The 19,605-nt window shown below is 72.6% G+C and carries 19 protein-coding genes and 1 pseudogene; 19 read left to right on the forward strand and 1 reads right to left on the reverse strand.

All coding sequences use genetic code 11. From position 1 onward, the window contains the following. Positions 1-213: 213 nt before the first annotated feature. The 14 genes from rimM to ACFVU9_RS42700 all read left to right on the forward strand — a co-directional run bounded on the left by rimM (position 214) and on the right by ACFVU9_RS42700 (position 13,180). On the forward strand, positions 214-837 hold the full coding sequence (rimM, locus tag ACFVU9_RS42635; RefSeq protein ID WP_387602978.1) for a ribosome maturation factor RimM: 624 nt from the start codon (positions 214-216) through the stop codon (positions 835-837). A gap of 26 nt (positions 838-863) precedes the next feature. After that, entirely contained in the window at positions 864-1,682 is an 819-nt protein-coding gene (gene trmD / locus ACFVU9_RS42640) for a tRNA (guanosine(37)-N1)-methyltransferase TrmD (protein ID WP_387602993.1), read from the forward strand. A 154-nt stretch (positions 1,683-1,836) separates the two neighbouring features. After that, positions 1,837-2,187 carry a 50S ribosomal protein L19 gene (gene rplS / locus ACFVU9_RS42645; RefSeq protein ID WP_063347674.1) on the forward strand — a complete coding sequence of 117 codons (351 nt, stop codon included), beginning with the start codon at positions 1,837-1,839 and terminating at the stop codon, positions 2,185-2,187. Positions 2,188-2,432: 245 nt separating this feature from the next. Next, complete coding sequence (gene lepB, locus ACFVU9_RS42650; protein ID WP_387602981.1) at positions 2,433-3,284, forward strand: signal peptidase I; 852 nt, start codon at positions 2,433-2,435, stop codon at positions 3,282-3,284. A gap of 28 nt (positions 3,285-3,312) precedes the next feature. After that, positions 3,313-4,200: a signal peptidase I gene (lepB, locus tag ACFVU9_RS42655; RefSeq protein ID WP_380443865.1), complete on the forward strand. Its 888-nt coding sequence runs from the start codon at positions 3,313-3,315 to the stop codon at positions 4,198-4,200. Between the two features lie 239 nt (positions 4,201-4,439). Continuing rightward, on the forward strand, positions 4,440-5,441 hold the full coding sequence (gene lepB, locus ACFVU9_RS42660) for a signal peptidase I (RefSeq protein ID WP_380443867.1): 1,002 nt from the start codon (positions 4,440-4,442) through the stop codon (positions 5,439-5,441). Between the two features lie 145 nt (positions 5,442-5,586). Further along, positions 5,587-6,342 carry a signal peptidase I gene (gene lepB / locus ACFVU9_RS42665; RefSeq protein WP_380443869.1) on the forward strand — a complete coding sequence of 252 codons (756 nt, stop codon included), beginning with the start codon at positions 5,587-5,589 and terminating at the stop codon, positions 6,340-6,342. A 112-nt stretch (positions 6,343-6,454) separates the two neighbouring features. Continuing rightward, positions 6,455-6,928: an NUDIX hydrolase gene (locus ACFVU9_RS42670; RefSeq protein ID WP_380443871.1), complete on the forward strand. Its 474-nt coding sequence runs from the start codon at positions 6,455-6,457 to the stop codon at positions 6,926-6,928. Positions 6,929-6,983: 55 nt separating this feature from the next. Continuing rightward, entirely contained in the window at positions 6,984-7,310 is a 327-nt protein-coding gene (locus ACFVU9_RS42675; protein WP_329929696.1) for a DUF2469 domain-containing protein, read from the forward strand. Between the two features lie 210 nt (positions 7,311-7,520). Continuing rightward, a complete protein-coding gene (locus tag ACFVU9_RS42680; RefSeq protein WP_387602996.1) occupies positions 7,521-7,979 on the forward strand; it encodes a YraN family protein in 459 nt (152 codons plus the stop codon). Next, entirely contained in the window at positions 7,979-9,688 is a 1,710-nt protein-coding gene (locus ACFVU9_RS42685; protein ID WP_380443873.1) for a YifB family Mg chelatase-like AAA ATPase, read from the forward strand. The genes ACFVU9_RS42680 and ACFVU9_RS42685 overlap by 1 nt, the downstream gene beginning before the upstream one ends. 5 nt (positions 9,689-9,693) lie before the next feature. Beyond that, positions 9,694-10,893: a DNA-processing protein DprA gene (gene dprA / locus ACFVU9_RS42690; RefSeq protein ID WP_387602999.1), complete on the forward strand. Its 1,200-nt coding sequence runs from the start codon at positions 9,694-9,696 to the stop codon at positions 10,891-10,893. 739 nt (positions 10,894-11,632) lie between these two features. Beyond that, the gene (gene whiG / locus ACFVU9_RS42695) at positions 11,633-12,469 is read left to right on the forward strand and encodes an RNA polymerase sigma factor WhiG (protein ID WP_380443920.1); all 837 of its coding nucleotides are present in this window, start codon (positions 11,633-11,635) and stop codon (positions 12,467-12,469) included. 123 nt (positions 12,470-12,592) lie between these two features. Further along, a complete protein-coding gene (locus tag ACFVU9_RS42700) occupies positions 12,593-13,180 on the forward strand; it encodes a TetR/AcrR family transcriptional regulator (RefSeq protein ID WP_387603002.1) in 588 nt (195 codons plus the stop codon). Positions 13,181-13,311: 131 nt separating this feature from the next. Here the strand turns inward: ACFVU9_RS42700 and ACFVU9_RS42705 are convergent. Then, positions 13,312-14,019, reverse strand: a pseudogene (locus tag ACFVU9_RS42705) (peptidoglycan DD-metalloendopeptidase family protein); the annotation flags it as partial. Between the two features lie 541 nt (positions 14,020-14,560). Here ACFVU9_RS42705 and rpsB point away from each other — a divergent pair. The 5 genes from rpsB to ACFVU9_RS42730 all read left to right on the forward strand — a co-directional run bounded on the left by rpsB (position 14,561) and on the right by ACFVU9_RS42730 (position 19,565). Next, positions 14,561-15,433, forward strand: a complete 873-nt coding sequence (rpsB, locus tag ACFVU9_RS42710) for a 30S ribosomal protein S2 (RefSeq protein ID WP_380504548.1) — start codon at positions 14,561-14,563, stop codon at positions 15,431-15,433. Positions 15,434-15,562: 129 nt separating this feature from the next. Then, positions 15,563-16,402, forward strand: a complete 840-nt coding sequence (gene tsf, locus ACFVU9_RS42715; protein ID WP_280685338.1) for a translation elongation factor Ts — start codon at positions 15,563-15,565, stop codon at positions 16,400-16,402. 261 nt (positions 16,403-16,663) lie between these two features. Then, a complete protein-coding gene (gene pyrH, locus ACFVU9_RS42720; RefSeq protein WP_189923573.1) occupies positions 16,664-17,428 on the forward strand; it encodes a UMP kinase in 765 nt (254 codons plus the stop codon). Positions 17,429-17,526: 98 nt separating this feature from the next. After that, positions 17,527-18,084, forward strand: coding sequence for a ribosome recycling factor (gene frr / locus ACFVU9_RS42725; RefSeq protein WP_380443880.1), 558 nt, complete (start codon positions 17,527-17,529; stop codon positions 18,082-18,084). After that, positions 18,084-19,565 (forward strand): phosphatidate cytidylyltransferase, encoded by a 1,482-nt coding sequence (locus ACFVU9_RS42730; protein WP_387602990.1) that lies wholly within the window; start codon positions 18,084-18,086, stop codon positions 19,563-19,565. Before frr ends, ACFVU9_RS42730 begins: the two co-directional genes overlap by 1 nt. Positions 19,566-19,605: the final 40 nt, after the last annotated feature.

Below are 19,605 nucleotides of genomic sequence, written 5' to 3' on the forward strand. Positions count from 1 at the left end.
CCGGGGGGGGCCCACCGGGCGGGGAGCCCCGCGTCTCGGTGAAAAACCGCGCGTCCCGCGGGGCCCGTGGCCGCGTGGGGGGTTGGGGGCCCCGGGGGCCGCTGGGCGCCCGGGTCGGCCCTTTTCGCATCCGGCCACCGTGTTCCCGCCCCGCGAGGGCGTGGACGTGGCCGGCTTCCCGTCCAGCTCAGGAACTCCAGGAGAACGATCACCGTGCAGCTCGTCGTCGGCAAGATCGGCCGCGCCCACGGCATCAGGGGGGACGTCAGCGTCGAGGTCCGCACCGACGAGCCGGAGCTCCGGCTCGGCCCGGGGGCCGTCGTCCTCACCGACCCCGCGTCGGTCGGGCCGCTGACCGTCGAGTCCGGCCGGGTGCACAGCGGGCGGCTGCTGCTGCGCTTCGCCGGCGTCAAGGACCGCAACGCGGCGGAGGCGCTCCGCGGCACCCTGCTGATCTCCGAGGTCGACCCGGACGAGACCCCCGATGACCCGGAGGAGTACTACGACCACCAGCTGATCGGGCTGGACGTGGTGCTCTCCGACGGCACCCCGGTCGGCGAGCTCACCGAGGTCGTCCACCTGCCGTACCAGGACCTGCTCACGGTGAGGAAGGCCGACGGGACGGAGGTGCTGGTGCCCTTCGTCAGCCAGATCGTGCCGACCATCGACCTGGAGAACCAGCGCGCCGTGATCACCCCGCCTGCCGGGCTCATCGACCCGGAGCGGGCCGAGGTGGCGGGCAGCGCTGCCGCCGCGGCCCCGGAGGACTCCGCCGAGGGCGCCCAGGAGGACTCCTCGGAGGGCGCCCACGGCGACTCGCAGGAAGGCGAGAAGTGACGGCGGCCGAGGGCGTCCAGACGGGGATGCGGCTCGACGTCGTTTCGATCTTCCCGGAGTACCTGGAACCCCTGAACGTCTCACTCGTCGGCAAGGCGCGCGCCCGCGGCCAGCTGGACGTGCACGTCCACGACCTGCGGGACTGGACGCACGACGTCCACCGGACGGTCGACGACAGCCCGTACGGCGGCGGCCCCGGCATGGTGATGAAGCCCGAGCCGTGGGGCGAGGCCCTGGACGCGGTGGTCGCCGCCGGCCCCGAGGGGCAGGTGCCGACGCTGGTGGTGCCCACCCCGAGCGGGCGCCCGTTCACCCAGGAGCTGGCCCAGGAACTGGCCGGCCGCCCCTGGCTGGCCTTCGCGCCCGCCCGGTACGAGGGCATCGACCGGCGGGTGATCGAGGAGGCGGCCACCCGGATGCCGGTGGTCGAGGCCTCGATCGGCGACTACGTGCTGGCCGGCGGCGAGGTCGCCGTGCTGGTGATGGTCGAGGCGATCGCCCGGCTGCTGCCGGGGGTGCTTGGCAACGCCGAGTCCCACCGGGACGACTCCTTCGCCCCCGGCGCGATGGCCGACCTCCTGGAGGGCCCGGTCTACACCAAGCCCGCCGAGTGGCGCGGCCGGACCGTGCCCGACGTGCTGCTCAGCGGCAACCACGGCCGCATCGCCCGCTGGCGCCGGGACGAGGCCTTCGCCCGTACGCTGGCGAACCGCCCCGACCTGGTGGAGCGCTGGCAGTACGGCGCCTTCGACAAGAAGGACCGGGCGGCGCTCTCCGTCCTCGGTCTGGCCTGGGACGACGAGCTCGGCCGATTTCGGTCCGCGGCCGTGGATGTGGAAGAATAGGCCGCTGCTGTCTGTCGCTGGGCCCCTCCCGTAGGGGTCACGTGGACCGGCGCCCCCGCCACGGGGGGAACGCCGCCAGCCGATGCGGCCCGCAGCAGACCCCATTGCGACGAACTTCCGTGGGCGGCCCGTGGCGCCTGCGATGGAGAGCAACATGAGCAACAAGCTCGCTGCTGTCGACGCGGCCTCGCTGCGTAGCGACATCCCGGCCTTCCGCGCTGGTGACACCCTGAAGGTCCACGTCCGGGTCATCGAGGGCAACCGCTCCCGTGTCCAGGTCTTCCAGGGCGTCGTCATCCGCCGCCACGGTGCGGGCGTCGGTGAGACCTTCACCGTCCGCAAGGTCAGCTTCAACGTCGGCGTGGAGCGCACCTTCCCGGTGCACACCCCGGTCGTCGAGAAGATCGAGGTCGTGACCCGCGGTGCGGTTCGCCGCGCCAAGCTGTACTACCTGCGTGACCTCCGCGGCAAGGCCGCGAAGATCAAGGAGAAGCGCGACCGCTGATCCACCGGCTCCCGGCCTCGCCGGGGGATCGGAGCGCTCCCGGGGGCGCGGCTGCCGCACGGTAAGCTCAGCCCCCGATGAGCACGCACGAACCACCCGCGGACCGCGACGGCAGTCCCGCACCCTCCGGTGCGGACTCGCCGCCGCGGTCCGCGGTCGTTTCCGCGGTTGTTCCGGCCGCCGCCACGGCGGTTGCTCCTGCGGTTGCTCCTGCGGCGGGTCCCAGGGCGGTTTCCGCGGACGCGGTGGGCGACGCGGCCGATGACGGTGGCGCTGCCGACGGCGTTGCCGATGCCGACGGCGATGGCAAGACCGACGGCGATGGCAAGACCGACGGCGATGGCAAGACCGACGGCGATGGCAAGACCGACGGCGATGGTGAGGCCGGCGATGGTGAGGCTGCGGACGACGAGGAGCCGGGGCGCTCGCGCTCGCGGGACCTCCTGCTCCTGGCGGGCATCTGCCTGTCCGCGCTGCTCCTGGTGAACGCCTTCGTCGCGCGGCCGTTCACGGTGCCGTCCGGGTCGATGGAGGACACCCTCCGCCCCGGCGACCGGCTGATCGCGAACCAGCTCGCCTACGCCTTCGGCGAGCACCCCCGGCGGGGCGACGTCGTGGTGTTCGACGGGACGGGCTCCTTCCTTCCGGAGCCGGACCGGCCGGCCGGCTTCTGGGACGGGCTGCGCTCGCTCGGCCGGGACCTCGGGCTGGCCCCGGCCGGCGACACGGTGTACGTCAAGCGGGTGATCGGCATCGGCGGCGACCGCGTGACCAGCACCGGGCCCGGCGGGCGGATCACCGTCAACGGTGTGCCGATCGACGAGTCCTCCTACCTCGCCCCGGGCGACGAGCCGTCCGGCGTGGCCTTCGACGTGGTGGTGCCGGCCGGCAAGTTGTGGGTGATGGGCGACCACCGCAGGGCCTCCCGGGACTCCCGCGATCACCTCGGCGAGCCCGGCGGCGGGTTTGTGCCGGAGGGCAGGGTGATCGGCCGGGCGGACTGGGTGGTCTTCCCGATCGCGCGCTGGAACAGCCTGGACCGGCCGGCGGCCTTCGCCGCGACAGCGGGGACGGGTGGTCATGGGGACCAGAGGTAGGGGCCGACTGGCAGACCACCCTGCCGACGTGGCGGGGGAGGGCGCCGAGGGTGGAGACGGCGTCGTTCCGGCCCGCGGCCGGGCCGATCGACGCCGCACCGCGCAGCGCGCGGCCCGGCGGCGCAAGCGCTCGCTGCTGCGCGAGTTCCCGCTGATCGTCCTGGTGGCCCTGCTGGTGGCGCTGGTGATGAAGACCTTCATGATCCAGGTCTTCGTGATCCCCTCGGGGTCGATGGAGCAGACCATCCAGGTCGGCGACCGGGTACTGGTGGACAAGTTCACCCCCTGGTTCGGCAACGAGCCGTCGCGCGGAGACGTCGTGGTGTTCAAGGACCCCGGCGGCTGGCTGGAGAGCGATCACAAGCCGTCCGACGACGGTCCGATCCTGGGCGGGGCCAAGCAGGTCCTCACTTTCGTCGGGCTGCTGCCGTCCGACAGCGAGCAGGATCTGATCAAGCGGGTCATCGGCGTCGGCGGGGACACCGTGGAGTGCTGCGACGCGCAGGGGCGGTTGAGCGTCAACGGCACGCCGGTGGAGGAGCCCTACCTCTCGCCCGGGAACCCGCCGTCCCGGCAGCCCTTCAAGGTGAAGGTGCCCCAGGGCCGGCTCTGGGTCATGGGCGACCACCGGGACGTGTCCGCCGACTCCCGTTTCCACATGGGGAATCCCGGCCAGGGCACGATCCCGCTGAGCGGTGTGGTCGGCCGGGCCTTCGTGATCGCCTGGCCGCTGGACCGCTTCCATCAACTTGACGAGCCGAGTTCACTCTCCTCTCTGGCACGTGCTCCGCAGGCCGCCGGAACTGCGCCGAATTCGGTGCCCGTTGGGCCGGTTCCGATGGAACCTCCGCTCGTTATGGGTGTGTTGGGCATCCTTCCGCTTGCCGTTCGCAGGCCGGACGGGCCTTCGCGGTAGGCCACGCCGGCCGCCGACCCACCGGGTCGCGCGCGTGGGACCGCGAGCCGGATGCCTGGGAGTGATAGAGAAGTGCAGGCGCGGCCGGGCTTTCCGGCTGAGCGTCGAGGCTGTGCTGGTGTCAGGGGCGCCCGTGGTGGGCAGCCCTGAGGCGTTCATGGTCGTAGTGAGCGTGGTGCCCGCTGTGCGGCACTCCGAGCGCGGGCGCACGGGCGTCCGCACAGCAGGGAGGAGACGTTGTGGGGGATTTGGTGATCGGCGCCCGCTCAGGCGCCGGAGAGCCCGAGGGCTCCGGCAGCCGGGCGGACCGGTCCGCCGAGTCCGCAGCGCCGTCGGCCTCGGTCGAGGACGCGGCGGCCCAGTCCGCCGACGAGCCGGGCGACGGGACGGGCGGTACCCCGGGCGAGCTCCGGAGCGGGGCCGGGCCGGCGGACGAGTCGGAGGGCAAGGCGTCCGACAAGGACAAGAAGCCGCGATCGTTCTGGAAGGAACTGCCGATCCTGATCGGCATCGCGCTGGTCCTGGCCCTGGTGATCAAGACCTTCTTCGTCCAGGCCTTCTCCATCCCGTCGGAGTCGATGCAGAACACGCTGCAGGTCGGTGACCGCGTCCTCGTGGACAAGCTGACCCCCTGGTTCGGGGCCGAGCCCGAGCGCGGCGAGGTCGTGGTGTTCCACGACCCGGGCGGCTGGCTGAACGACGAGCCCGTCCAGCAGAGCAGCAACTCCTTCCTCCGGGGGGTGCAGGACGTCCTCAGCTTCGTCGGCCTGATGCCCTCGGCCAACGAGAAGGACCTGATCAAGCGGGTCATCGCGGTCGGCGGCGACACCGTCGAGTGCGAGAGCGGCGGTCCGGTCAAGGTGAACGGCGTCGCGCTCAACGAGCCGTACATCTTCCCGGGCAACAACCCCTGCAGCCGGACCTTCGGACCGCTGAAGGTGCCGTCGGGCCGGATCTGGGTGATGGGCGACCACCGCGACGACTCGCTGGACTCCCGCTTCCACATGGACCAGCCGGGCGGCGGGACCGTTCCGGTGGACGACGTGATCGGGCGCGCCTTCGTGGTGGCCTGGCCGATCGACCGCTGGGCGACGCTGCCGGTGCCGAGCACCTTCGACCAGAAGGGCCTGGCGGCGGGCGTGCCGCTGGTGCCGCCGGTGGCCGGCGCGGCGGGAGCCGTGGCGCTGCTCCCACTGGTGCGCCGGGTGCGGAACAGGTCGGACCGCCGGAAGGACTCCTGAGCTCCGGCAGCTCCTCCCCAGCTCTTGCGCGGGCCGTGGTACCGACGAGTAATCTGCTCGGACGTGCCACGGCCCGACGGGTTTTCCGCCTGTGCCTCCGGCGCACCCGGGGCGTGCTCCGGCGGGTCAGAGCTGGACGGTGTCGATGAGCAGTGTCGTGGAACAGACCGCCGACCGGCCGGTCACGCCCACCCGGCCGCGCCACCGGGCGGCCGCCGTGATCCAGGGCGTCCTGATCGGGCTCGGCCTGGTGCTGTTGGTCGGCGGCTTCGCTGTGATCGCGGTCGGCTACCGGCCCTACAACATCCCCTCGGGCTCGATGTCCCCCACACTGGAGGTCGGGGACACGGTGCTCGCCCGGAAGACCGACGGCGGCTCCGTCGGCCGGGGTGACGTCGTGGTCTTCAAGGACCAGGCCTGGGGCGGCGAGCTCATGGTCAAGCGGGTCGTCGCGGTGGGCGGGGACACCGTGGCCTCCGCCGAGGACGGCCGCGGGCTGACGGTGAACGGGACCCCGGTCGCCGAGCCCTACCTCGCGGCGCAGGGTCCGCAGGGCACGGCCTTCAGCGTCACGGTGCCGCAGGGGCGGCTCTTCCTGCTCGGCGACAACCGGATCGTCTCGCTCGACTCCCGCACCCACTTGTCGGTCGACGGCGGGACCGTCGCGGCCGACGCCGTCGAGGCCCGGGTGGAGGCGACGGCGATGCCGTTCGGCCGGATGGGTGGGTTCACCCGGACCACGGCGTTCGACGGCCTCGCCGGTCCGCGGGCCGCTCAGCCCGGTCCGCTGGTCCCGGCGGCGGTGGCCACCGTGGCCGGCGCGGCGCTGATCGTCGTGACCTCGGCGGTGGGCGGCGTGGCCGGTCTGGCCCGCCGGTTCCGTCGGGGGCGCGCATCCTGAGCGCGGCCGCCGCCTGCCGGGCCGCTCTGTCGAACATCGCCCCGGATGGACGCGTCGGGTGGCAGGATCGGTACCACCACCGGTGCGGACGGAAGGGGTGTGAAGAGCTGCCATGACGGTACGGCGTCGCCAGGCGGCGCGGATCCTGCTGCTGGACGGGTCGGACCGCGTCCTCCTCTTCCTGGGCTCGGATCCGGCGGTGCCGGACGTGACCTGGTGGTTCACCCCGGGAGGCGGTTTGGAACCCGGGGAGGACGTGCGCGACGCCGCCGCGCGGGAGCTCGTGGAGGAAACCGGTTTGCGGGGCGTGGAGCTGGGGCCCTTGGTGGGGTACGGCACGGTGTCGTTCTCCTTCCGGGGACAGCGCTACGAGCAGGAGCAGTGGTTCCACCTGGCCCGGACCGAGGCCACCGGCCTCGACCACTCGGGCATGGGCGACGAGGAACACGCCGAGTTGCTCGCGGCACGCTGGTGGACGCTCGAGGAGCTGAGGCGGACCGCCGAGACGGTCTACCCGGCCGGACTGGCCGACTTCCTGGAGCGACTGCTGGTACAGGGCCCGCCGGTCGCTCCGGTACGGCTCTGAGCGTGGGTGCGGTGGTCCACAATGGGTGGACGTGACAAGTTGAGGGGACGCCTGGATGAGTGCCGAAGATCTCGAGAAGTACGAGACCGAGATGGAGCTCAAGCTCTACCGGGAGTACCGGGACGTCGTCGGCCTGTTCAAGTACGTGATCGAGACCGAGCGACGTTTCTACCTCACCAACGACTACGAGCTGCAGGTGCACTCGGTCCAGGGTGAGGTCTTCTTCGAGGTGTCGATGGCGGATGCGTGGGTCTGGGACATGTACCGGCCGGCCCGGTTCGTCCGCAAGGTCCGGGTGCTGACCTTCAAGGACGTGAACATCGAGGAACTCGCGAAGAGCGATCTGGAGCTGCCCTCGGACGACGCCGGCTTCGGGAACTGACGTTGGACCGCCCGGTTCCGCGTTGTCCAGGGGAATTTCGCGCAATCGGGGATTCTCACTCCTGCGGGTGACGGAAGTTATCCACAGGCGCGAGTTGTCCACAGGAATAGGGAAATACCGGGTCCCGTCGAGCACGGCGTTGCAACCTCCACGGCGGAGGTGGTCACCGTGCAGAACACGACCGTGCAGAACCCGACCGCGCAGGGCGCGATCACCCGGCAGGCCCGCCAGGGCGGGCCGGACAGGCCGAGCAAGACCAGCCTCGGCCGCTACGGCGAGCGGGTCGCCGCCCGCCGCCTCGCGGAGGACGGACTCCGCATCCTGGACCGCAACTGGCGCTGCGCCGAGGGCGAGCTGGACATCGTCGCCCTCGACGGCGACACCGTGGCGGTCTGCGAGGTGAAGACCCGCTCCGAGCGGGGCTTCCAGCAGCCGACCGAGGCCATCGACCAGGCCAAGGCGGCCCGGCTGCAGCGGCTGGCCGAGCGGTGGCTGGCCGAGCGCTGGCCCGCGCACTTCGCGCAGCTGGCCGGGCCCGGGTACGACCCCGGGCCCGCCGATCCGCAGTGGCCGCCCGTCCCGCCGGGCGGGGTGCGGATCGACCTGGTCGCGGTCATCAACCGGTCCCGGGGCGCCGCCTCGGTGGACCACCTGCGGGGGGTGGTCTGATGGCCTTCGCCCGTACCTGTTCCGTCGCGCTGGTCGGCGTCGACGGGGTGATCGTCGAGGTCCAGGCCGATCTGGAGCCCGGGGTGGCCGCGTTCACCCTGGTCGGCCTGCCCGACAAGGCGCTGTCCGAGGCCCGCGACCGGGTGCGCGCGGCCGTCGTGAACAGCGGCGAGGCGTGGCCGCAGCGCAAGCTGACCGTCGGCCTCAGCCCCGCCTCCGTGCCCAAGAGCGGCAGCGGCTTCGACCTCGCGGTGGCCTGCGCCGTGCTGGCCGCCGCCGAGCGGCTCGACCCGTCGGCCATCGCCGACCTGCTGATCATCGGCGAACTGGGGCTGGACGGCCGGGTGCGGCCCGTCCGCGGAGTGCTGCCCTCGGTGCTGGCCGCCACCGACGCCGGGTACGAGCGGGTCGTCGTCGCCGAGCAGACGGCGGCCGAGGCCTCGCTCGTCCCCGGGGCGAAGGTGATCGGGGTCCGCAGCCTGCGCCAGCTGCTCGCCGTCCTCACCGGTGTGCCCGCGCCGGAGGAGCCGCCCGATCCGATCACGGGCCGCCCCGATCCCCTGATGGCCGGGCTCATGCTGCCGAGCGCGGGCGTGCGGGGCCTGCCCGACGACAAGGCGGCCCGCCTCGACATGGCCGACGTGGCCGGTCAGTACGAGGCCCGGCGGGCCCTGGAGATCGCCGCCGCCGGGGGACACCACCTGTACCTGAAGGGGCCGCCGGGGGCCGGCAAGACGATGCTGGCCGAGCGGCTGCCCTCGCTGCTCCCGCCGCTCACACAGAAGGAGGCGCTGGAGGTCACCGCGGTGCACTCGGTGGCGGGCCTGCTCCCGGCGGGCCGTCCGCTGATCGACCGCGCCCCGTACTGCTCCCCGCACCACTCGACCACCATGCCGGCGATCGTGGGTGGCGGCAGCGGCCTGCCCAGACCGGGCGCGGTGTCGCTGGCCCACCGGGGCGTCCTGTTCCTGGACGAGGCACCGGAGTTCCCCGTCCGGGTGCTCGACGCGCTGCGGCAGCCGCTGGAGTCGGGCGAGGTGGTGATCGCGCGCTCGGCCGGATCGCTCCGGCTCCCGGCCCGGTTCCTGCTCTGCCTCGCGGCCAATCCCTGTCCGTGCGGCCGGTACTCACGGCGGGGCGAGGGGTGCGAGTGCACCCCGGCGATGGTGAGCCGCTACCAGGGGCGGCTGTCGGGGCCGTTGCTCGACCGGGTGGACCTCCAGGTCCAGGTCGCCCCGGTGACCAGGGTCGAGCTCATGGAGCGGGACACCACGGCGGAGACCACCGAGATCATCGCGGCCCGGGTGCTGGCCGCGCGGGAGCGGGCGGCCGCCCGGCTGGCCAGCACGCCCTGGCGGGTCAACGCCGAGGTTCCGGGGCACGAACTGCGGACGCGCTGGCAGCTCGCCCCCGGCGCACTGAACGACGCCGCACGGCAGTTGGAGCGCGGGCTGCTCACCGCCCGAGGCCTGGACCGGGTGCTCCGGGTCGCCTGGACGGTCGCGGACCTCGCCGGCCGGGACCGACCGGACCAACGGGACGTGCGGACGGCGCTGGTCCTGCGCACCGGCGTGGAGCACGGCCTGCCGCTCACCGAACGCGCCTTCGGGCGTCTCGGGGGCGTCCCCGCTCAGCGGAGCAGTCCAGGGAAGGGCCCAATCGGAGGAGCCCGCGACGAGTACCCGGCGGACGAGGACGGTGACGCATGAACCGGATGACGGCGGATCCTCAACAGCCGCAGCCGCAGCCGCAGCCGCAGCCGCAGCCGCCGCCGCCGACGTCGGCCGCGCAGCCCGAGCCGGAGCGGCTCGCCCGGGTACTGCTCAGCCGCCTGAGCGAGCCCGGGGACGCGGTGGTCGGCCGGTGGCTCCGCCAGCTCGCCGCCGTCGAGGTGGTCCAGGCGATCCGGGAGGGCGCCGTGCCCGACCACCCCGGGCTCGACGGGCCCCGCCTGGCCGGCTACCAGGCGAGACTCCCCGGTCTGGACCCGGCCGAGGACCTGGAACGGGTACGAGCCTCCGGTGGACGCTTCATCATTCCGGGGGACACGGAGTGGCCCAGCCAGCTCGACGACCTGGGCGACGGGCGGCCGGTCGGGCTCTGGACGACCGGTACCGGGTCGCTGCGCCTGCTGGCCCTCCGCTCGGTGGCGGTGGTGGGCTCCCGGGCCTGCACGGCCTACGGCGCGCACGTCGCGGGGGAGCTGTCGGCCCAACTCGCCGAGCGGGGCTGGGTGGTGGTGTCCGGAGCCGCCTACGGGATCGACGCCGCCGCCCACCGCGGAGCCCTGGCGGTGGGCGGGCTGACCGTCGGTGTCCTCGCCTGCGGGGTCGATGTCGCGTATCCCAAGGGCAACGCCGAATTGATCCGGCGGATCGGGGTCCAGGGCCTGTTGGTCAGCGAACTACCGCCAGGGGAGCACCCGAACCGCTTCCGCTTCGTGTTGCGCAACCGGGTCATCGCGGCCCTCACCAGGGGCACCGTGGTGGTGGAGGCGGCCGTGCGGAGCGGGGCACTGAGCACGGCCAGACGGGCGCGGGACCTCAACCGGCACACCATGGGCGTGGCCGGGCCGGTCACCTCCGAACTCTCGGCGGGCGTGCACGCCCTGATCCGCAGCGGCGGCGCCACGCTGGTCACCGACGCGGCGGAGGTGACGGAATTGATCGGTGCGATCGGGGACGACCTCGCGCCGCCGCGGGCCGGGCCGGTCCTGCCGCGGGACCTGCTGGAGCCGCCGGTCGCACGGGTGCTGGAGGCCGTGCCGGCGACGGCCGAGGGCGCGCCGATCGAGCGGCTGGCCCGGCAGTCGGGGCTGCCGCCGGACGAAGTGCTCCAGCGGCTCTACGAGTTGGGCTCGCTCGGCTTCGTGGAGCGGCACGGCGCGCACTGGCGAATCGTGCGGAGGAGGTGATCGCGGGGAGAGGCGAACAGCTGCGCTGATGGGGGCTGCAAGAAGGAGTGACGGGAGATCGGGGGGTTGACCTGCCGAACCGGTTCGTCCACTGCGGGTGCCCGGATCCGGTGACGAGAACGCCACCGGATCGAGGGACGACCGAGTGGCGGTAGCGCATTGCAGTGAGTCGGTCACGCTACGCTCCACATGCCTTCCCTATCAGCACATGACTCGGCAGAACGGCGCAGACCAACGCATGCCCACACACATTCCCGGACACAGAGTGACCGGTGGCGCCCGGTCCTCGGGAGGACCGCGCACCGAGCGGCGCCCCGTGACCGAGTACCCGCCCAAGGCGACGGGGGCGATGGGGAGCCTGTCACGGCAGGGCGGCCGGCCGGCGTCGGTGCCCGGCCAGCCCGCCGATGCCGCCGGTCCCGACCCGGCCGGCCCCGATGCCGTCGGGTCCGACGCGGTCGACGGGGCTGACGCCGGTACCGGCGGGGGCGAGGTCGTGGTCGGTACGGGCACGTGGATCGGCGCAGCCGCCGACGGTCCGACCGGGGCGAGTGCCGTCACGGAGGCGCCCGAGGCGGTGCCACCACCGGCGCCCCCGCCCGGACCGGGACGGCAGGCTCCGCCCCCGGCTCCAGCGTTGCCCCCGACGCAGGCCCCATCCCCGGCCCTATCCCCGACGCAGGCTCCGCCCCCGGCTCAGGCCCCATGCCCGGCCCAGGTTCCGCCCCGGGCCCAAGCGCTGCCCCCGCCGTCGGCCCCGTCCGCGAGCCCGTCGGCGCCTTCGCCCCGCCGAGGGCCGGAGGCGGGCAGCCCCGCGCGCAGCGCGCTGGAGGAACTCTGGCGCTCCTACAAGGAGACCGGCGACCAGCGGCTGCGGGAGCAGCTGATCCTGCACTACTCACCGCTCGTCAAGTACGTGGCGGGCCGGGTCGGGGTGGGTCTGCCCTCCAACGTCGAGCAGGCCGACTTCGTCTCCTCCGGGGTCTTCGGGCTGATCGACGCGATCGAGAAGTTCGACATCGACCGGGCCATCAAGTTCGAGACCTATGCGATCAGCCGCATCCGCGGCGCGATCATCGACGAACTGAGGGCACTGGACTGGATCCCGCGCTCGGTGCGGCAGAAGGCCAAGGCGGTCGAGCGGACGTACGCGACGCTGGAGGCCCGGCTTCGCCGGACCCCGCACGAGCCCGAGGTCGCGGCGGAGATGGGCATCGCGATCGAGGACCTGCACGCCATCTTCAGCCAGCTGTCGCTCGCCAACGTCGTGGCGCTCGACGAGCTGCTGCACCCCGTGGGGGAGGGCGGCGACCGGCTGAGCCTGGTGGACACCCTGGAGGACCACGGCGCCGACAACCCCGTCGAGGTGGCCGAGGACCGGGAGCTGCGCAGGCTGCTGGCCCAGGCGGTCAACACCCTCCCGGAGCGCGAGAAGACGGTGGTGACGCTCTACTACTACGAGGGCCTGACCCTCGCCGAGATCGGCCAGGTCCTCGGGGTGACGGAGAGCAGGGTGAGCCAGATCCACACCAAGTCCGTCCTGCAGCTGCGCGCCAAGCTGTCGGACGTCCGGTAGTGCGTGCGGCCGCCCGCTCGGGCGTGCGGTTCCGGCCGGGCAGCCCGAGGTTTGCGCGGCGGCGTATCGGCCGCGTGTAGGTCTCCGTAAAGTGGGAGCGTGCCGAAGATCCGAGCGGCCACGGTGGCCGAGCATCGCCAGCTGCAGCGGGCAGCTCTCCTCGACGCTGCCCGCGTCCTGCTCACCGAGGGGGGCATGGAGGCGCTGACCTTCCCCGCCCTCGCGGCGCGGACCGGGCTCGCGCGCTCCTCGGTCTACGAGTACTTCCGCTCCCGCGCCGCGGTGGTCGAGGCGCTGTGCGAGATGGACTTCCCGCTCTGGGCGGCCGAGATCGAGGCCGGGATGGAGAGCTGCGACACGGCGGCCGGCCGCATCGAGGCCTACGTCCGGGGACAGCTGGCGCTCGCCGCCGATCCGCGCCACCGGGCGGTCGTGGCGATCTCGGCGCTGGAGCTCGACGAGGCCGCGCGCGAGCGGATCCGGGCGGCGCACGGGAAGCTGGTCGGCCTGGTCACCCTGGCCCTGGAAGAGCTTGGCCACACTCAGCCGAGGCTCACCGCGGCGCTGCTCCAGGGGGTCGTCGAGGCGGCCGTCCGCCATGGCGAGCAACTGGCGGCGGCAGGAGCCGCGGTCGGTGGCCTCGCCGAGAGCCCCGAGCAGATCGCCGACGCCGCCGTCGCGATGGCCCTGTACGGTCTCTCCCGCGGCTGAACCGCCGGATCCTTCGCGGCTGAGCCGCCGATCGGCACAGGTCGCCCCGGTCGAGGCGAGGCGCCCGTCGGCGAACCCGTCGGCAGCAGCCGCGCCGCGCCCGCGCCGAACAGGGCGAGCGGGTCGAGGTAGCGGTCGCCGCGCAGCAGACCCCAGTGCAGGCAGCCCCGCCCGGCACAGTGCCGTCCCTCTCCGGCGAGCGGGGCGAGCGGGGCCAGCCGCCCGATCACCTGCCCGGCGCCGACCGTGCCGCCCACGGGCACAGTGCCGGTGACGGGGAGATAGGTGGTCCGCAGGGCGGGAGCCCCCGAGCCGGGGTGTGTCACCGTCACCACCGGGCGGCCCGCGACCAGCCCGGAGAACGTGACCACTCCCGGAGCCGCAGCCCTGATCTCCGCTGCCGCCGGGGCGGCCAGGTCCACGCCGCGGTGCCCGGCGGACCACGGCTTCGCCGGTGCCACGAACCGCCCGAGCACCCCGCCGGGCCCACCCACCGGCCATGCCCGTCCACCCACTGGTCCGGCAGAGACGCCGTCCCCGGAGTCACCCGGGCCCGAACGCCCCGCCACGGCAAGAGACCCAAGACCGCGCGCGGCCGCAGCACCCGCCAGGACGAGCACCATCACAACGCACAGCACCACGAACAGCGCCGAGAATGCCGCCGACGAAGCCGACAAAGCCGACAAAGTCGACGACATCCCCCGAACCCCACCACGACCAGTCATGCGCCCGAGCGTCCAGGCCGAGAAGCGCCCACACCACCCCCTTCGGGATTCCTGTGGACAAACCGTCCCCGCGAACGAGCGGTATCCCCCGAATGGGTGTACGGACGCCGTCATCCGGTGTACAAGCGCTTCCCGGCGGCCCCGCGGACCCACCGTCGCGAACGTCGTAGCGAACGTCGTGGCGAACGTCGTGGCGACGGCACTCCGACCAGAATCCGACCACACTCCGACCACACTCCGACCGCGCTCCGGCCCGCGCCGGGGGCGCCCGTGCCGCCGGGCGGCCGCCCCGTCCGCGGCCCCTCCGCCACCTGCGGAGTCGCCCCCCACTCGGCGCTTCCCGTACACTTCACACGCGACCCGGTCCGCCGGGTCGACTTCGCACGCCCCGCCACCGGTGGACGGATGCGGCTCGGCCGCCGCCCCCGCCAGGTGCGAGTGCCGCTCGGTCCGCCGAGCCCGCCCCGGTCCCCGACCGAGCGGGTTCAAGCGGCTCGGCACGTTCGGGGCGTCAGGCGTGGCTGTCACCTGACCGCCACGGACAAACCGAGCCTGACCCGGCCGTACACGCAGTCACCCGAACGGGGAGCGCCATCGCGCGAGCCCCGGGACGGCCTGCGCGGCAGCCGGGCCGTAACACCTGAGGAGAACGGCTATGGCCGTCGTCACGATGCGGGAGCTGCTGGAGAGCGGCGTCCACTTCGGTCACCAGACCCGCCGCTGGAACCCGAAGATGAAGCGCTTCATCATCACCGAGCGCAACGGCATCTACATCATCGACCTCCTGCAGTCGCTGAACTACATCGACCGCGCCTTCGAGTTCATCAAGGAGACCGTTGCCCACGGCGGCAGCGTCCTCTTCGTCGGCACGAAGAAGCAGGCCCAGGAGGCCATCGCCGAGCAGGCCACCCGCGTGGGCATGCCCTACGTGAACCAGCGCTGGCTCGGCGGCATGCTGACCAACTTCTCGACCGTCTACAAGCGTCTGCAGCGCCTCAAGGAGCTCGGCGAGCTGGACTTCTCGGACGTGGCCGGCTCCGGCCTCACCAAGAAGGAGCTCCTGGTCCTCCAGCGCGAGCACGACAAGCTGGAGAAGACCCTCGGCGGTATCCGTGACATGCAGCGCGTTCCCAGCGCCGTGTGGATCGTGGACACCAAGAAGGAGCACATCGCGGTCGGCGAGGCCCGGAAGCTCAACATCCCGGTCGTCGCCATCCTCGACACCAACTGCGACCCCGACGAGGTCGACTACAAGATCCCGGGCAACGACGACGCGATCCGCTCCGTCACCCTGCTGACCCGCGTGATCGCCGACGCCGTCGCCGAGGGCCTCAAGTCCCGCGCCGGTGTCGCCAAGGGCGACGCCAAGGCCGAGCCGGGTGCCGACCAGCCGCTGGCCGACTGGGAGAAGGACCTCATCGAGGGCGAGAAGAAGGCCGAGGAGGCCCCCGCCGCCGCCGAGGCTCCTGTCGCTGAGGCCCCTGCCGCCGAGGCCCCGGCCGCCGAGGCTCCGGCCGAGCAGGCCTGACGTACCAAGGGTGAGGGGCACTCGCCGGTACGACGCCGGTAGGTGCCCCTCTCTCCCGTGCCGGGACCGGTACAACGGTCCCGGCACATCCCCACGCAGACACGCGAGACGCGAGAAGAGATTCACACCATGGCGAACTTCACCGCCGCGGACGTCAAGAAGCTCCGTGAGCTCACCGGCGCCGGCATGATGGACTGCAAGAAGGCCCTGGACGAGGCCGAGGGCAACGTCGAGAAGGCCGTCGAGCTCCTGCGCATCAAGGGCCAGAAGGGCGTCGCCAAGCGCGAGGGCCGTGACGCCTCCAACGGCGCCGTCGCCGCGCTGATCGCCGAGGACAAGAAGTCCGGCGTGCTGGTCGAGCTCAACTGCGAGACCGACTTCGTCGCCAAGGGTGACAACTTCGTCAAGGTCGCCGACGCGATCGCCGCCCACGTGGCCAAGACCGCCCCGGCCGACCTGGACGCCGCCCTGGCTTCCGAGATCGAGGCCGGCAAGACCGTCCAGCAGTTCGTCGACGAGGCCAACGCGACCCTGGGCGAGAAGATCGTCTTCCGTCGCTTCGCCCAGTTCGACGGTGACGGCTTCGTCGCGGTCTACCTCCACAAGACCAGCCCCGACCTGCCGCCGGCCGTCGGCGTCCTGGTCGAGCTGGACAAGGAGAACGCCGAGGTCGCCAAGGACGTCGCGCAGCACATCGCCGCCTTCGCGCCGAAGTACCTGTCCCGCGAGGACATCCCGGCCGAGGACATCGAGAACGAGCGTCGCGTCGCCGAGGCCACCGCTCGCGAGGAGGGCAAGCCGGAGGCCGCCCTGCCGAAGATCGTCGAGGGTCGCGTCACCGGCTTCGTGAAGGAGAACTCCGTCCTGGAGCAGGCCTTCGCGAAGGACAACAAGAAGTCCGTCGCCAAGGTCCTCGAGGAGAACGGCGTCGCCCTCAAGCGCTTCGCCCGCTTCCGCGTCGGCGCCTGAGCCACGTTCCCCCTGGTCCCCGGCGCGCTTACGCTGGGAACCGCCCCCGCCCGCTGACCCGGGCGGGAGGAACGCCGAACGGGCTCACCCAGCGACAACCGCCACGGGCGGGCCGCGTCGGCACCATGAACGACGAGGAGGCCATTGCCGTGCAGGACACCGAACCGGTTCCCGCGGCAGTGGCCTCCTCGCGTGTACGCGCAGACCGGGCACCCGCACACCCGCGTCTGTGAACCAAGTAGGTGCAGAAGGAGAAGTCCCATGCAGGAGACGCAGGAGACCGCGCAGGACCCCAAGGACGGCTCGCGCCGCCGGGTGCTGCTGAAGCTGTCCGGTGAAGCCTTCGCCGGTGGCGGCGGGCTCGGCGTCGACCCGGACGTCGTGCACGCGATCGCCCGGGAGATCGCCACGGTCGTGCGCGCCGGCACCGAGGTCGCCGTGGTCATCGGCGGCGGCAACTTCTTCCGCGGCGCGGAGCTGCAGGTCCGTGGCATGGACCGGGCCCGGTCCGACTACATGGGCATGCTCGGCACCGTGATGAACTGTCTCGCGCTCCAGGACTTCCTGGTCAAGGAGGGCATCGAGACCCGCGTCCAGACCGCGATCACGATGGGCCAGGTCGCCGAGCCGTACCTGCCGCTGCGGGCCGTCCGGCACCTGGAGAAGGGCCGCGTGGTGATCTTCGGCGCCGGTATGGGCATGCCGTACTTCTCCACCGACACCACGGCCGTCCAGCGGGCGCTGGAGATCCACGCGGACGTCCTGCTGATGGGCAAGAACGGCGTGGACGGCGTCTACGACTCCGACCCGCGGACCAACCCGGACGCGGTCAAGTTCGACGCGCTGGAGTACTCCGAGGTCATCGCCCGCGACCTGAAGGTCGCCGACCTCACCGCCATCACGCTGTGCAAGGACAACAACCTCCCGATGCTGGTGTTCGAGCTGCTCGCGGAGGGCAATATCGCGCGCGCGGTGAAGAGTGAGAAGATCGGCACACTCATCAGCCAGGATTCCGTCCGGGCCTGAGCAGCAACCAGCCGTACGGGACGGCGTCGGCGCCGTGACCGGGCGCCACGCCGACACCGGTCGGGACAACAGCAGATGAACCGGACAGGGAGACCACAGTGATCGAAGAGACCCTCCTCGAGGCCGAGGAGAAGATGGAGAAGGCCGTCCTCGTCGCCAAGGACGACCTCGCGGCCATCCGCACCGGCCGTGCCCACCCGGCGATGTTCGCCAAGATCGTCGCCGAGTACTACGGCGCCGTGACCCCCATCAACCAGCTGGCCTCGTTCTCGGTGCCGGAGCCCCGGATGGCGGTCGTCTCGCCGTTCGACAAGACCGCGCTGAAGGCCATCGAGCAGGCCATCCGCGACTCCGACCTGGGCGTCAACCCCTCGAACGACGGCTCCATCATCCGGGTGGTGCTGCCCGAGCTCACCGAGGAGCGCCGCCGGGAGTTCATCAAGATCGCCCGCACCAAGGGCGAGGACGCCAAGGTCTCGATCCGCGCCGTGCGCCGCAAGGCCAAGGACGGCATCGACAAGCTGGTCAAGGACGGCGAGGTCGGCGAGGACGAGGGCCGCCGCGCCGAGAAGGAGCTCGACGACACCACGGCCAAGTACGTGGCCCAGGTCGACGAGCTGCTCAAGCACAAGGAAGCCGAGCTGCTCGAAGTCTGATGAACGACGCCCCTGACGCCCCTGGCTACTGGGGCCCATCCGACCAGCAGTTCCAGCCCTACCGCCCGGCACCGCAGCCGCAGGCCCCCCGGCAGCCGTCGCACGCGGCGCCCGGGTACGCCGATCCCACGGCGCCGGGGTACGGCGATCCCGCCGCACCGGGCCCGCAGGTCGCCCAGGGTGCGCCCGGCGCCGTCCCGGGCGACCAGGGCGGCCGAACGGGTCACGCGTCGCAGCCCCCGGTGTACTGGGGCCCCGACGCGGAGGAGACTCAGGTCATGCCTCCCGTACCGGCCGACCCGGTCCCGCCCGTCGGCCCCGGCCTGCCCGGCGGTCCGGCCGCGGGCCCGGCGGCCGGTGCGCACCCCTCGGCCCGCCAGGACGCGGGCCAGGCGCGGGAGGCGGGCCGGCTGAGCGGTCCGCTGTTCCGGGACGAGCATCCCGCTGCGGCGGTGCCGGGCGCGTCGGAGACCGTCGTGCTGCGCGCGATGACCGATGACGTCGCCCCCGCCCCCGGCCACGGCGCTCCGCCGTACCCGGGGGCTCCGGCGCACCCCGCGCCTCCGTCGAGCCACCCGGCGGCCGGGCATCCCCCCTTCGTGCCGTCGTCCCACCCAGGGCAGGAGACGCCCGTGGCCCAGCCCGAGCCGCAGCCCCAGCCCCGCAAGCAGCGCGGCGGCCGTAACCTCCAGGCCGCGATAGGGGTCGGGGTCGGTCTCGGCGCGGTGATCATCGCCTCGCTGTTCGTGGTGAAGGCGCTGTTCCTCGTCGTCGTGATGGCCGCGGCGTCGGTCGGCGTCTGGGAGCTGACGAGCCGGCTGTCCGAGCGCAAGCAGATCAAGGCGCCGCTGGTCCCGCTGGTCGCGGGCGGCATCGCGATGATCGCCACCGGCTACTGGGCCGGGGTCCAGTGGGCCGCGGCCTCGCTCGCGCTGACCGGGCTCGCGGTGATGGTCTGGCGAATGGCCGAGCCGCCGGACAACTACCTGCGGGACATAACGGCGGGCGTGTTCACCGCCTTCTACGTGCCGTTCCTCGCGACCTTCGTGGCGATGATGCTGGCGGCCGACGACGGCCCCCAGCGCATCGTGCTCTTCCTGATCGTCACGATCTGCAGCGACACCGGCGCCTACGCGGTGGGCTACAAGTTCGGGAAGAACAAGCTGGCCCCGACGATCAGCCCGGGCAAGACCCGCGAGGGCCTGGCGGGCGGCATCGGCCTGTCGATGCTGGCCGGCGCCCTGCTGATGCAGCTGATCATCGACGGCGGCAGCTGGTGGCAGGGCCTGATCCTGGGCGGCTGCGCGGCCGTCACGGCGACCCTGGGCGACCTGGGCGAGTCGATGATCAAGCGCGACCTCGGCATCAAGGACATGGGCACGCTGCTGCCCGGCCACGGCGGGATCATGGACCGGCTGGACTCGCTCCTGCCGACCGCCCCGGTGGTCTGGCTGCTGCTCGCCGCCTTCGTCGGCAGCTAGCGCACCCACGCACGCGCGCGAGGGCCCCGGACGTCCCGAC

Source organism: Kitasatospora sp. NPDC057936 (genome assembly GCF_042887525.1).
In the GTDB taxonomy this organism is placed as follows: domain Bacteria; phylum Actinomycetota; class Actinomycetes; order Streptomycetales; family Streptomycetaceae; genus Kitasatospora.